The 12,713-nt window shown below is 73.4% G+C and carries 10 protein-coding genes and 1 pseudogene; 3 read left to right on the forward strand and 8 right to left on the reverse strand.

What is annotated here, in order from left to right:
- Positions 1-109: 109 nt before the first annotated feature.
- A complete protein-coding gene (locus tag AB0O15_RS46440; protein ID WP_364334114.1) occupies positions 110-2,245 on the forward strand; it encodes an N-acetylmuramoyl-L-alanine amidase in 2,136 nt (711 codons plus the stop codon).
- Here AB0O15_RS46440 and AB0O15_RS46445 read toward each other — a convergent pair.
- From AB0O15_RS46445 to AB0O15_RS46480, 8 genes are read right to left on the reverse strand one after another with little or no spacing between them, the layout of a single operon-like run.
- Entirely contained in the window at positions 2,217-4,211 is a 1,995-nt protein-coding gene (locus AB0O15_RS46445) for a response regulator (RefSeq protein ID WP_364334117.1), read from the reverse strand. The genes AB0O15_RS46440 and AB0O15_RS46445 overlap by 29 nt on opposite strands.
- Complete coding sequence (cheB, locus tag AB0O15_RS46450; RefSeq protein ID WP_364334122.1) at positions 4,208-5,263, reverse strand: chemotaxis-specific protein-glutamate methyltransferase CheB; 1,056 nt, start codon at positions 5,261-5,263, stop codon at positions 4,208-4,210. The genes AB0O15_RS46445 and cheB overlap by 4 nt, the downstream gene beginning before the upstream one ends.
- Complete coding sequence (locus AB0O15_RS46455) at positions 5,260-7,308, reverse strand: response regulator (RefSeq protein ID WP_364334125.1); 2,049 nt, start codon at positions 7,306-7,308, stop codon at positions 5,260-5,262. Before AB0O15_RS46455 ends, cheB begins: the two co-directional genes overlap by 4 nt.
- Positions 7,308-8,777: a methyl-accepting chemotaxis protein gene (locus tag AB0O15_RS46460; RefSeq protein WP_364334128.1), complete on the reverse strand. Its 1,470-nt coding sequence runs from the start codon at positions 8,775-8,777 to the stop codon at positions 7,308-7,310. The genes AB0O15_RS46455 and AB0O15_RS46460 overlap by 1 nt, the downstream gene beginning before the upstream one ends.
- On the reverse strand, positions 8,774-9,337 hold the full coding sequence (locus AB0O15_RS46465; RefSeq protein ID WP_364334131.1) for a chemotaxis protein CheW: 564 nt from the start codon (positions 9,335-9,337) through the stop codon (positions 8,774-8,776). Before AB0O15_RS46465 ends, AB0O15_RS46460 begins: the two co-directional genes overlap by 4 nt.
- Positions 9,334-10,731, reverse strand: coding sequence for a protein-glutamate O-methyltransferase CheR (locus AB0O15_RS46470; protein WP_364334134.1), 1,398 nt, complete (start codon positions 10,729-10,731; stop codon positions 9,334-9,336). Before AB0O15_RS46470 ends, AB0O15_RS46465 begins: the two co-directional genes overlap by 4 nt.
- Positions 10,728-11,198, reverse strand: coding sequence for a chemotaxis protein CheW (locus tag AB0O15_RS46475; RefSeq protein WP_364334136.1), 471 nt, complete (start codon positions 11,196-11,198; stop codon positions 10,728-10,730). Before AB0O15_RS46475 ends, AB0O15_RS46470 begins: the two co-directional genes overlap by 4 nt.
- 40 nt (positions 11,199-11,238) lie before the next feature.
- On the reverse strand, positions 11,239-11,793 hold the full coding sequence (locus tag AB0O15_RS46480) for a helix-turn-helix domain-containing protein (RefSeq protein ID WP_364334139.1): 555 nt from the start codon (positions 11,791-11,793) through the stop codon (positions 11,239-11,241).
- Positions 11,794-11,856: 63 nt separating this feature from the next.
- Here AB0O15_RS46480 and AB0O15_RS46485 point away from each other — a divergent pair, with 63 nt between their 5' ends.
- Together AB0O15_RS46485 and AB0O15_RS46490 are read left to right on the forward strand one after the other, a co-directional pair.
- Entirely contained in the window at positions 11,857-12,264 is a 408-nt protein-coding gene (locus tag AB0O15_RS46485; protein ID WP_364334142.1) for a nuclear transport factor 2 family protein, read from the forward strand.
- Positions 12,265-12,384: 120 nt separating this feature from the next.
- Positions 12,385-12,713: pseudogene (locus AB0O15_RS46490) on the forward strand (hypothetical protein); the annotation flags it as partial.

A 12,713-nucleotide genomic window follows, 5' to 3' on the forward strand; every position in this document is an offset into this window, starting at 1 on the left:
TCTCTTGATCTTGAAGTGGGTGCAGACCGCGGGGAAGAAATGCGTGGCGACTTTCCGCTAGTCTTCGCGGCGGTCCGGCGCAGGTGGCGCGGGGCCGGGGGGAGCACAGGTGAAGCAGGGGCGGACCATCGCTCTGGTCGCCGCGTCGGCATTGGTGGTCGCCGGCGCGACCACCGTGGCGCTCGCGTGGCCGAAGGACGAGACCACGGCGAGCGCGAAGTTCTACGACCCGCCGGTCGCGGCCGAGCCGCCCGGCGACGCCGAACCGGTCGCCGAGGTCGACGCGGCCGGCGCGGGCACGACGCCGGTCACCAGCAAGGCCTTGAAGCCCGCCCGCGCCACCACCCGCCCGGTCAGCCTGGCGCCCCGGGACACCAAGGCCGCGAGCACCGAGCTGCCCGAGAAGGCCACCGACCCGTTCAGCATGGTCAGCATCACCTGGACCGACCCGAAGGACCGCCCGACCGGCGACGTCGAGGTGCGGACCCGGTCGGCGAAGTCCGGTCAGTGGTCGGGCTGGCAGACGCTGGAGACCGAGGAGGCCCAGGCGCCGCAGGGCGCGGAGGCCAAGGGTGTCCGCGGCGGCACCGGCGGCATCTGGGTCGGCGAGTCGAACGCGGTCGCGGCCCGGGTGGCCAACACCGCCGGGCCGCTGCCCAAGGGCCTCCAGCTCAACCTGATCGACCCGGGCACGGCCGCGCCGGCCGCCCCGAAGAGCAAGAGCGGCGGCCAGGGCGGCGCGGCGGTGCCGCTGCCGGCCTACAAGACGCGGGCCCAGTGGGGCGCCGACGAGACGCTGGTCAAGGACCCGCCGGAGTACGGCAGCGCGGTCAAGGTCTTCTGGGTGCACCACACCGCGGGCAGCAACACCTACGCCTGCGCCGACGCGCCGAAGATCATCCGGAGCATCCTCACCGACCAGGTGAAGAACCGGGGCTGGAACGACCTCGGCTACAACTTCATGGTCGACAAGTGCGGCGTGCTCTACGAGGGCCGCAAGGGTGGCCTGGACCGGCCGGTGATCGGGGCGCACACCTACGGCTTCAACACCGACACGTCCGCGGTCGCGGTGCTGGGCGACTACCGGACGATCGGCGTCCCGGAGGTCGTGAAGACGGTCATCGCCCGGGTCGCCGCGGCCAAGCTCGCCCAGTACAACCTGGGCACGCTCGGCAGCTCGCAGGTGAGGCTGGGCGTCAACGACAACAACAAGTTCCCCCGCCGGGAAGGTGACCTGATCACGTTCCCGCGGATCTCCGGCCACATGGACGCGGTGATCACCGAGTGCCCGGGCACCCAGCTCTACGGCCAGCTGCCGTCGATCCGGACCTTGGCCGGCGGCGCCGACGGCACGCTGGTGCTCCGCGCGCCGACCGGCGGCGTGGCCAACAGCGGCTACTACTACGTCAAGAACAGCGTGACGATGAACTGGGCCACCACCACGCCGGCCGGCGAGCTGAGCGGCTTCGACGTGCTGGTCGACGGCCGGGTGGCGTCGAGTGTCGGCCCCGAGGCGCGGTCGGCGCCGGTCACCGGGCTGGCCCCGGGCGTCCGCAAGGTGCAGATCCGGTCGCAGCGCACGGACGGCAGCTCGGGGCTCACCCCGGGCGCGAACATCACCGCCGACGTGGCGCCGCCGGTCTTCAACCCGAAGCTGAACGTGGTGCTGCGCAACAGCACGGTCTCGACCAGTGCGGTGCCGATGTCCGCGACCTGGAAGGTCACCGACAACGTCAAGCTCGGCTCGATCCGGATGACCCAGCCGTCGGTGGTGGCGTTCGGCGGGGCGACCACCTCGTACGCGCTCACCGGCAAGCCGGGAACCGCGCGCACGTACCAGATGCGGGCGGTGGACATGCCGGGCAACGCGGCGATCACCACGGTCGCCCGCACGCCGATGCTGCTGGCCGACTCCACGTCCACCCGCTCCGGCACCTGGACGAGCAAGGCGAACAGCAACTACCTCAACGGCAGGTCGATGTACGCCGGGGCCAAGGGCGCCAAGCTCACCTGGTCGTTCACCGGCACGGCGGCCGGGGTCGTGGTGAACAAGACCACGGCCACCGGCACCTTCGACGTCTACGTCGACGGCAAGAAGAAGGCCGGCGTCAACACCAAGGGCAAGAGCACGCTCTACCGGCAGATGGTGTGGAGCTCGACGCTGTCCAACGGCAAGCACACCGTCCAGCTGGTGAAGACCAACACGGCCGGGGTGTTCATTGATGATCTGGTTTATCTGAAGTAGTGGAGCGGGCTCGGCCCTCGGGCGGGAGGGTGAACCAGAAGGTCGCCCCCCGCCCGTCCTCGCCGTCGGCCCAGATCTCGCCGCCGTGCCGTTCGACCGCGCGGTGCACGGTGGTCAGGCCGATGCCCGTGCCCGGGAAGTCCGCGGCCGAGTGCAGCCGGGCGAACGGCCGGAACAGGTCACCGGCCTGGCCCGCCGGGAAGCCGGCGCCGTTGTCCCGCACGAAGTAGCGGGCGCCGGTCAGGCCGACCTCGACCAGCGGGCGCTCGACCCGGCGGGTGAACTTCACCGCGTTGTTGACCAGGTTCTCCAGGATCACCCGGACCAGGCCCTCGTCGGCGTTCGCGGACATCCCCTCGGCCACCCGGAACTCCACCTTGCGGTCCGGGTCACGGGCCTGCACCTCGGTGGTCACCTCCCACGCCGTGGCGGTCAGGTCGATCTGCTGCCGGCGCAGATCGCCGCGGCTGGCCCGGGCCAGGATCAGCAGCGACTCGACCAGGTCGGCCATCCGCCCGGCGGCGGCGTGGATCCGCTGCACCCGGTGCCGGGTCTGGTCGCCCAGCGGCTCGTCGTCCTCGTCCAGCATGGTCTCGGCGAAACTGGAGATGACCTGCAGCGGGCCGCGCAGGTCGTGCGACACCGAGCCGCTGAACGCCTCCAGCTCCCGGTTGCGCCACTCCAGCTCCTCGACCAGCGCGGCGCGGGTCTCGGCGAGCTGCCGCGCGGCGCGTTCCTCGGCCGCCGCCAGTTCCCGGCGGCTCAGCTCCTCGCGGATGCGCCGGCTCTCGTCGTGGCTCTGCTTGCGTCTGAGCTGGGTACGCACGTGCGCCCGCAACGCCTCCGGGCCGTCGGCCGAGCGCACGTAGTCGTCGGCGCCGGCGGCCAGGCAGTCCAGGATGGAGTCGTCCCGCGTTCCGGTCATCACCAGCGGGATGTCGCCGATCCGCGGCACCTCCTTGATCCGCCGGCAGACCGCGCGCCCGTCCTCGCCGTCGTAGCCCACCACGATGCAGTCGGCCGGCTGGGCGGCGAGCAGGGCCAGCCCCTCGTCCGCGGTGGCCGCCCCGGCGATCTCGTAGCCGTCGGCGCGCAACGCATCGGCCAGCGCGCCCAGCTCGTCCCGGTCCGGGTGCAGGGCCAGCAGCTTGCTCGGCCCGTGCAGGCTGCCGGCCGGGTCGATGGGCAGCTGCTCGGTGCTCTGCCGCAGCACGGCGGCCAGCTTGGCCAGCACCACGGCCAGGTCCTGCTGCTTGCGGACGAAACCGTCGGCGCCGGCATCGAGCATCTGCACCTCGGTGGCGTAGTCGTCGGCCGCGGTCATCAGCAGGCACGGCGTGTCCCGCAGGGCCGGGTCGAGCCGGACCCGGCGGATGACCGTGGCGCCGTCGATGCCCGGCATCACGCCGTCCACGATCATGGCCTGGGGCCGGCGGTCGGCGGCGACCCGCAGGCCTTCCTCGCCCGAGGAGGCGGTCAGCACCACGTAGTCCTCGGACTCCAGCAGCCCGCGCAGCTGCTCGCGGAAGGTGAGGCTGTCGTCGATGACCAGCACGGTGACCTTCCGCACCTCGGGCTCGGGCACCTGCTCGTGCAGCAGCTGCCGGGCCCGGGCCACCACGTAACCGGCGTCGTACGGCTTGCCCACGTATTCGTCGGCGCCGGTGCGCAGGCCCTGGATCCGGTCCGCCACCTCGGCCTCGGTGGACAGCAGCACGGTCACCACCTGCTCGCGGCCGGACATGGCGCGCAGCTCGCGCAGCAGCTCCAAGCCGTCCGCGTCGGGCAGCAGCACGTCCAGCACCGCCACCTGGAAGTGGGCGTCGGCGAACGCGGCCCGGGCCTCCTCGCCGGTGGCGGCCAGGATCGTGACGAAGCCGTCCGACTCGAACGACTCGTGCAGGTCCATCCGCACGGTCAGGCTGTCGTCGACGATCAGGACGGTCGGCACCCGTGGCTCGGTCATCGCCGGACACCCCCGGCCGTCACCAGCTCGGCCAGCCGGGCCGCCATCTTCGCCGGGGACAGCTGGGCCGACGCCGCGCCGATCAGCGCCGCCTCCCGGGGCATGCCGTAGACCACCGAGCTCGCCTCGTCCTGCGCGTAGGTCACCGCGCCCCGGCCACGCATCCGCAGCAGGCCCTCGGCGCCGTCCCGGCCCATGCCGGTGAGCAGACAGCCGGCCGCGGTCGGGCCGAACTCGGCCGCCACCGAGTCGAACAGCACGTCGACGCTGGGCCGGCAGGAGTGCCGGGGCGGGCCGTCGCCGACCCGGACCGCGCCGTCCAGGACGAACAGGTGCCGGTCGGGCGGGGCGAGGATCACGCGGCCGGCCAGCGCGCCCAGCGGCGTCCGGTCCCGGGCGTAGCTGACCGCGCGGCCGGTCTGGTCGGCCAGCCAGTCGGAGAAGGCCACCGCGAAGGGCTCGCTGGCCGCGATGTGCTGGACGCAGAGGATCGGCGTACCGAATCCGGCCGGCAGCGCCCGCAGCAGCTCGGTGAGCGCGCCCGGCCCGCCGGTGGAGGCGCCCAGCGCGACCACCTGGAGCTCGCCCGCGGCGACCGGTTCCGGCCGGGCCGGGGCGACCGGCGCCAGCCGGGACAGCCGGGCCCGCGGGTGGGTGATCACCCGGATCCGGGACACCAGCCGGACGGCCTGGCACAGCCGCCGCTCCCAGCCCACGTCCGAGGCGTCGCCGCGCGGCTTCTCCAGCACGTCCACCGCCCCCGCGGCCAGCGCGTTGTAGGTGCTGAAGAGCTCGCGCCGGTCGGCCGAGGACACCACCAGGATCGGCGTCGGGAAGTCGGCCATGATGTGCTCGGTGGCGGCCAGGCCGCTCATCGTCGGCAGCATCATGTCCATCGTCACCACGTCCGGGCGCAGCCGGCCGCACATCTCCACCGCGGCGCCGCCGTCCACCGCCTCGCCGACCACGACCAGCTCCGGGTCGGCGGCCAGCGCCGACTTCAGGTGGTGGCGCATCGTCGCGGAGTCCTCGACCACCAGCACCCGGATCATGCGGTGACCAGCCTGCGGATATGGGCCAGGAGTTCCTCCTGGTTAAACTCACCCTTGACCACGTAGGCGCCCGCGCCCGTGTCGGCGCCGCGCTGCCGGTCCTCGGCGCCGGCCCGCGAGCTGACCAGGATGGCCGGCACGTGCTGCAGCTCCGGGTCGGCGCGGGTCCGCTCGACGAAGGTGAAGCCGTCGATCCCCGGCATGTCGATGTCGGTCAGGTAGAGCGCGTACTCCCGGCGACGGGCCTTCTCCAGGCCCTCCTCGCCGGAGGCGGCCAGGTCCACCTCGAACCCGGCCGACTCCAGGATGCTGCGTTCGAGCATCCGGGTGGTCAGCGAGTCGTCGATGACCAGGATCGGCAGGCGGCGCGCGGCCACCGCGGGCGCGCCGTCGGCCGAACCGCCGGCCCGGGTGACCTCGTCGACCATGCCGTGCGCGTCGAGCACCAGGCGCGGGTTGCCGTCCAGATCCATCGCCACGCCGCCGATCACCGCGGCCGCCGGGGCCAGGTCGGGCAGCGGGCGGACGACCAGGGTCGACGTCCCGGCCAGCCGGTCCACGCCCACGGCCACGGCGTCCTGGTCGGCCATCACGATCACCGCCACGCCGGGCGAGCCGGAGTCCGGCACGGCGTTGCCGGCGTAGAGCGCCCGGGCCAGCGGAAGGAAGGGCAGGGCGCGGCCGTCGTGGGCGATCCGGCCCGCGGTGGCGGCCGCGGCGACCTGGTCCCGGTCCAGGCGGAGGCAGGTGCGTACGGCGTCCAGCGGAACGGTCGCCACGGTTCCGGCCGCCTCCACGACCAGCCCGTTCAACGACAGCAGGGCCAGGGGTACGACCAGCTCCACGGTGGCGCCACGGCCCGCTTCGGTGCGGACCGTGACGTCGCCGCCGAGCTGGTCGGCCACGTCCCGGGCGACGTCCAGGCCGATGCCCCGGCCGGCCACGTCGGTGACCGTGGCCGAGGTACTGATCCCGCCGCGCAGCAACAGTTCCAGCAGCGCCTGCTGGTCCGGCTCGGTGCTGCCGGGCATGAGCAGGCCCCGCGCCTCGGCGGTCCGGCGCACGGCGGCCAGGTCGAAACCGCGGCCGTCGTCCGTACACCGGAAGGCCGCGAAGCGCCCCCGGCGCTCGACCTCGACGACCACCGTGCCCTCGGCGGGTTTGCCGGCCGCCTCGCGCGCGTCCGCGGCCTCGATCCCGTGGGCCACCGCGTTGCGGGCCACGTGCAGGAAGGCGCCGCTGACCAGGGTCAGCACATGCGGGTCCATCCGCAGATCACCGCCGCGGGCCTCGAAGCGCACCCGTTTGCCCTGCGAGTCGGCGGCGTCCCGGACGGCCCGGTGCAGCACGGTGAAGACGCTCGCCGCGGCGACCAGGCGCAGCCGTTCGGCCCGGCCCCGCACCTCGTCCAGCTCACGCTCGACCTGTTCCACCACATCGGACAGCCGCCGGGAGAGCTGGGTGAACTCGGCGGCCAGCCGCATCGCCGCGGTCCGGGCCGCCTGCACCGCGCCCGGCTGGTCCATCCGCAGCCGGTCGGCCAGCGCGTCGGCCTCGCGGTGCAGCCGGTCGAGGCTCTGGCTGCCCCGGCGCAGCGGCGCGAACCGGGTGTGCGCCTCGCCGATCGCGTCCAGCAACTCGTCCACGTCGCTGGTGTCCCGCCGTTCCGCCGTCGTGACGGGAGCGGGGGCCGCGACCTCGGCCCGGGTCTCGGTCTCGGTCGCCGGGGCCGCCGCCCGGGGCTCCAGCTCGGCCACCCGCCGCTCGATCTCGTCGTTGAGCCTGAGCAGCTCGCGCATCTCGTCGGCGGCCAGCGGGTGGTCGCCCTCGCGGTGCCCGATCAGCACCTCCTCGAAGGCGTGCGTCCGTTCGGCGATCTCCGGCTGCTTGACCACGCGGGCCGCGCCCTTGAGCGTGTGCGCGTACCGCAGCAGCCGGGCGACCACCTCGGGATCGTGGTCCTGGTCGAGGTCGAGCACCGCCGCGCTGATCTGGTCGACCAGCTCGCGGGCCTCGATCCGGAAGTACCGCAGCGGGTCGGCCATCAGCCGCGTCCCGTGCCGACGAGCTGCAGCAGCTCACCGGAGAGATTGGACAGGTGCGACGCGGTCTGCTTGGTCTGCACCGCGCTGGCCTCGGTCTCCCGGGTGACCCGGGCGGTGTCCGAGGCGGCGACGTTCACCTGCTCGACCGCCGTGGTCTGCTGCTTGGTGGACAGCTCGATCTCCCGGGTGGCGTCGTTCGTGGTGGCCACGAGCTGGGCGATCCGGCGGAACGAGCTGGTGGCGTCGTCGAACTGGCGGCTGCCCGCGTCCACGCTCTTGGCGCCGATCTCGGTGGCCATCACGGTGGTGTTGACCGCGCCTCGGACATCGTCGATGAGCGTCCGGATCTCCTTGGCCGACCCGGCCGTCCGGTCGGCCAGCTTGCGGATCTCCTCGGCCACCACGGCGAACCGGCGGCCCCACTCGCCGGCGCCGCTGGCCTCGATGGTGGCGTTGATGGCCAGGATGTTGGTCTGCTCGGCCAGCTCCGCCACCAGGTCGACGACGCCGCCGATCTGCTGGGACTTCTCGCCCAGGGCCAGCATGTGCTGCACGATCAGGTCGACCTGGGTCCGGATGGCCTGGATCGACCGGCGGGTCTGATCGATCGTCGAGTCGCCCGCCTCGGCCGCGCCCGCGGTGTCCTCGGCGATCTGCGACACCCGCTTGGCGTTGTCGGCGATCTGCCGGGAGGTGATCAGCAGCTCGCTGATCGTCGTGGTGATCTCGCTCATGGCGCTGGCCTGGTCGCGGCTGCCCGTCGCCTGTTGCGCGGCGGCCGCCTCGAGCTGGGCCGACGAGCTCTGGATGTGCCCGACCGCGCTGCCCACCTCGCGGCGCAGGCCCCGGTTCAAGCGGACCGCGACGATGATGGCCGCGGCTATCGCCACCAGGCCGAGCGCGCAGATCACGGCGATCGCCTGGATGGCCTGGGTCGACGACTCGCGCCGGGTGATCTCGAGGTCGGCGCGGACCCGCTCGGTGAGCGCGGCGATCGACCGCTCCAGCTTCAACCGGGCCGGCTTGACCGCGGACGCGTTCAGCTCGGCGATGTTGGTCAGCGACGTCATCGTCCGGCGCCGCTCGATGACCGGGAGCAGGGCGGCGGCGTGCGCGGCCTCGGCCTCGGAGACCGCCTGGAGCATGTTCAGCTCGGTCGGCGAGGTCAGCCGGTTGCGGAGGGCGGCCACCTGGGCCAGGAACTTGGTGCGACCGTCGTTGGTCAGCGTGAGGTTTTCCGTGGTCCCGGAGAGCAGGAAGGCCCGGTAGTCGCTGATCCGGTTCTCGATCGTGCTGTTCAGCCGTTCCGCGTCCATCAGGGACTCGGTGGCCGAGACGATCACCTGGTCCTTGGCGTTGACCACGACGAGCAGCGCGGCCACCGAGGCCGAGCCCATCAACAGGGTCAGCGCCACCACCACGGCGAAGCTGCCGCCGAGCTGGCGGCCGAAGGTGCGTCGGGCTGTCATCCTTGTTTCCTTTCCGGCTGCTGCGCCGGGTTCGCGGCCGGTTCCGGGTGGCCGGTCAGCTGGTGGACGGCCGCGCGGGCGGCCGGTAGGTCGACGATCGGGCGGGTGCCGCCGGCCAGCGGGACCATGCCGCGCAGGCAGCCGGGCGGGTGCTCGGCGGCCTCGGTGACGATGGTGTCGGCCGGCACCCGGACGTGGCCGTCCAACTCATGGAAGGCCAGCGCCAGCGCGGGGGCGCCGGCTGTGAGCACCAGCCAGCGCGGTCGCTCCGGCACCGGATGGCCGAGCAGCGCGGCCAGGTCGTAGACCGGCACGATGGCGCCGCGGAAGCCGGCCACGCCGAGCAGCCCCGGGATCGGGCCGGGCAGGGGCGTCACCGGGCGGTCCGGCCAGAGGCCGGAGGCCTGTGCGAGACGCAGCGCGTACGCCCGCCCGCCGGCCCGCACGGCCAGCAGCTCGTCGTGCTCCACGTCGTGCCGACGCGCCGGCGTGGTGAACGAGTCGTCGAACTCCGCCCGCAGCCCGCCGAGCTGTTCCAGCACGTTTCTCGGGCTCATCATCCCGTCCCCTTCGCCCTCGGTGCCGTGGCGGCGTCCAGCTCGGTGCGGCACAGGGTGGTCAGCGCGATCCGGCCGAAGCCGCCGCCGAACAGCACGATCCGGTCGTCGCGCTCCTCGCGCAGCAGGCGCAGGGCCCGCTCCAGCTCGTCGGCCGCGCCCCGGTGGTCGCCCCGGCGGCGGGCCAGCAGCCCCAGCCGCAGGCGGGGCATCGCGAACGCCGGATCCAGGTAGGCGGCCAGCCGGTAGTGCCCGATGGCCACGTCCACCGTGGCGCCGCCTTCCAGGCAGACGCCGAGCAGGTGGTGCGCGTCGGCGTCCAGGCCGTTGGCGTCGAGCAGCGCGCGCACCTCCATCTCGGCGTCCGGCAGCCGCCCGGCCTGCGCCAGCAGGACGCCGTGGACGAGCAGGTCGCTAGGGTCGGTGCGGGCCGACCGCTCGCTCTCGGCCAGCGCCTCGGCGAAGCGTTCCTGGTGGATCAGCGTGAGGATCCGGTCCGGCGCGCGGTCCGGCGCCGGGGGAGGGCCCGCGATCCGCGCGACCTTCGGCACCTCGACCCGGGGCGCCGGCGGCGGGGCGATCAGGGCGCCGCGCCGGTAGAAGAACGACGAGTGGCTGTGCACCGGCTCCAGCCCGTCCGGACGGCTGCCCAGCGAGTCGGTGTGGCCGAGGAAGAGGAAGCCGCCCGGGGCGAGCGACCGGGTCATCCGGGCGATCAGCGTGCCGGCCGTGTCCGGGGTGAGGTACATCAGCAGGTTGCGGCAGAAGATCACGTCGTACTGCTCCGGGCGCCACACGTCGAGGTCGTCCTCGGCGACGTTGTGCCGCCGGAAGCGCACGGTCGTCCGGATGCCCGGGTCCACCTCGTAGGTGCCGTCGTGCGACCGGAACCAGCGTTCCCGTACCGCGTCCGGGGTCTCCCGCAGCGACCAGGCCGAGTAGCGCGCCTCAGCGGCCTTGCGCACCATGGCCGGGTTGGCGTCCAGGCCGAGCACCGAGACGATCCAGCCCGGGTCCGGCTGCACCTGCCGGGCCATGATCCCCAGCGTGTACGCCTCCTCGCCGGACGAGCACCCCACCGACAGCAGCCGCAGCACCCGCTGGGTGGCCCGTGCCGCCATCCGTTCCGGCAGCGCCACGTCCCGCAGGGCACGGAACTGCTCGCCGTGCCGGAAGAAGTAGGTCTCGGTGATGGTCAGGTCCTCGGCCAGCGCGGCCAGCTCGTCCGGGCCGTCCTGGGCCAGCAGCCGGAGGTAGCCCTCCTGGTCGAGGTTGTGCGCGGCGGCCCGCCGGGCCAGCTCCTGGGCGAGATGGGGCTCGTCGTTGTCGGCGAAGGTCCAGCCCAGCTTGGCCGCCAGCAGGGTGCGGAACCGGGTCACGTCGCGGGTCCCGATCATGTCGCCACCGCCTCGCCGGCGGCGGTCGCCCACACGTGGTCCGGGACCACCCGTATGCTCTGGAGCAGCAGCAGGGGCTGGTTGTCGAGGATGCCGACGCCGGCCACGAGCCGGCTGGACGCGCCGTTCAGCAGCCCGGAGTACGCGCCACCGGCCGGCGTGGGCCGCACGCCGAGCACCTCACCGGTGGCGAAGGCGACCGGCCCCCGCTCGGTGCGCACCGCGACGAACCGCACCGCCTCGGCGTCCTCACCACCGAGCAGCTTGGCGACGTCGACGATCGGGGTGGGCACGCCGCGCATGATGCTGATGCCCCGGACGAAGGCGGGCGCGCCGGCGAGCGCCCGCACGGACAGGGGCCGCATGGTCTCGATGACCTCGTCGAGGCGGAGGGCGCACAGCATGGACCCGGCCCGGAAGACGAGCGAGGCTCCACCTTCCGCGCCGGCCCCTTCGGTCTGCGCCATTGGCCCAGATTAACGACATTTAGCCCGTTATTTCCGAGAATCATTCGGCCCGGAGCCCGCGGAAGACCACGGCCAGGGTGCGGTCCCGCAGGTCGTCGGTCCAGTTGCCGCTCAGGGCGCCCTGGCACGTGCTCTCCAGCAGGGCCATGACCTCGTCGCGGCGGACCTCGGAACGGACCGCGCCGGCCTCCTGCGCGCGGGTCAGCAGCCGGCCCACGACCTCGGCCAGCGAGGTGATCGGCCCGCTCAGCGGCACGGCGAGCAGGCCCACGACCGTGCGGTTGGCCGCCGTCCGCCGCACCAGCCGGTCGACGAACTCGAACAGGCCGGTGGCCGGGTCGCCGGTCGTGGCCAGTTCGGCGGCGTCGGCCATGACCTGCTCGAGCAGGTCCTTCATCAACGCCTGGAGCAGGTCGGCCTTGGTCGGGAAGTGGCGGAAGACGGTGCCGGCGGCCACCCCGGCCCGACGGGCCACCTCGTCGGTCGAGGCGTCCGGGCCGCCCTCGGCGAACACCCGCTCGGCCGCGGCGAGGATCTTCACCCGGTTGCGCTGGGCATCGGCACGCAGGGGTCTGGCCTGCGAGGGTCTCGACAAGATGAGTCACCACTCATTATCGTCCTTACCTGAGTCGCCACTCATCTTATCCTTGGGGGATCCATGACACCGCACGAGGCCTTCGACTCCATGCGCGACCAGTGGCTGACCGGCCCCGGCGCCCTGTCCGGCGCCGGCCTGGCCGACGACGTGGTGGTCGAGTGGCCGTTCGCCGCCCCCGGCCGCCCGCGCCGCATCGAAGGCCGCGAGCCGTTCCTGGCCTTCGCCGGCCCGGAGCGCGCCGCCCTGCCGTTGCGCATCGACGCCTGCGACGTCCGGACCGTCCACGACACCACCGACCCGGCCACGATCGTCGTCGAGTACTCGCTGACCGCCACCGCCCTGGCCACCGGCCGCCGGGCCACGGCCGACTTCATCACCGTCCTGACCGTCCACGACGGCAAGGTGACCCACCTGCGCGAATACCAGGACACGATGAAAATGACGGCCGCGCTATCCCCGAACGGATGAAACGTCCGAATTGTCCAGCCGAATGGCGGAACCCGCAAGTGACCAGGTGGGGTGTCGGGCGTTGGTCCGGCCAGGGCGACGTGGATCGGCCACGACGCGTGGACTTGGGAGTGCTCGGGGATGCGGAAACCGCTGGTGGTGGTGTGTGTGACGGCGTCGGTGGTGTTGCTGGCTGGTGCCGTCGCCGCGACAACGGCGGGGGCGGACACCACGCCTGACGGGCCGGCCGTGGACTTCGGCGGGCTGCCGGGCGTACCGGATCTGCCGTCGGGGATGAACGGCTCGGCCCCGGATGTCCCGGGGGTGCCCCGCCCCGACCTGCCCGGCGCGGCCGACGCGCGGCCGCCGGCCGTGGTGGCGCCGCAGGGCGATCAGGGCAAGCCGGCGGCGGGTACGGCGGCGGCCGCCGCGGCGGCGGCCGCGAACCCGCAGCGGCCGGGCGGCCAGGC

Source organism: Actinoplanes sp. NPDC089786, from assembly GCF_040684855.1.
GTDB lineage: Bacteria > Actinomycetota > Actinomycetes > Mycobacteriales > Micromonosporaceae > Actinoplanes.

Excerpts from the sequence above, each read along its gene's own strand:
- AB0O15_RS46445 (WP_364334117.1), bottom strand. The coding sequence starts at position 4,211 with ATGACCGAGCCACGGGTGCCGACCGTCCTGATCGTCGACGACAGCCTG.
- AB0O15_RS46460 (WP_364334128.1), bottom strand. The coding sequence starts at position 8,777 with ATGACAGCCCGACGCACCTTCGGCCGCCAGCTCGGCGGCAGCTTCGCC.
- AB0O15_RS46485 (WP_364334142.1), top strand. The coding sequence starts at position 11,857 with ATGACACCGCACGAGGCCTTCGACTCCATGCGCGACCAGTGGCTGACC.
- AB0O15_RS46465 (WP_364334131.1), bottom strand. The coding sequence starts at position 9,337 with ATGATGAGCCCGAGAAACGTGCTGGAACAGCTCGGCGGGCTGCGGGCG.
- AB0O15_RS46455 (WP_364334125.1), bottom strand. The coding sequence starts at position 7,308 with ATGGCCGACCCGCTGCGGTACTTCCGGATCGAGGCCCGCGAGCTGGTC.
- cheB (WP_364334122.1), bottom strand. The coding sequence starts at position 5,263 with ATGATCCGGGTGCTGGTGGTCGAGGACTCCGCGACGATGCGCCACCAC.
- AB0O15_RS46475 (WP_364334136.1), bottom strand. The coding sequence starts at position 11,198 with ATGGCGCAGACCGAAGGGGCCGGCGCGGAAGGTGGAGCCTCGCTCGTC.
- AB0O15_RS46470 (WP_364334134.1), bottom strand. The coding sequence starts at position 10,731 with ATGATCGGGACCCGCGACGTGACCCGGTTCCGCACCCTGCTGGCGGCC.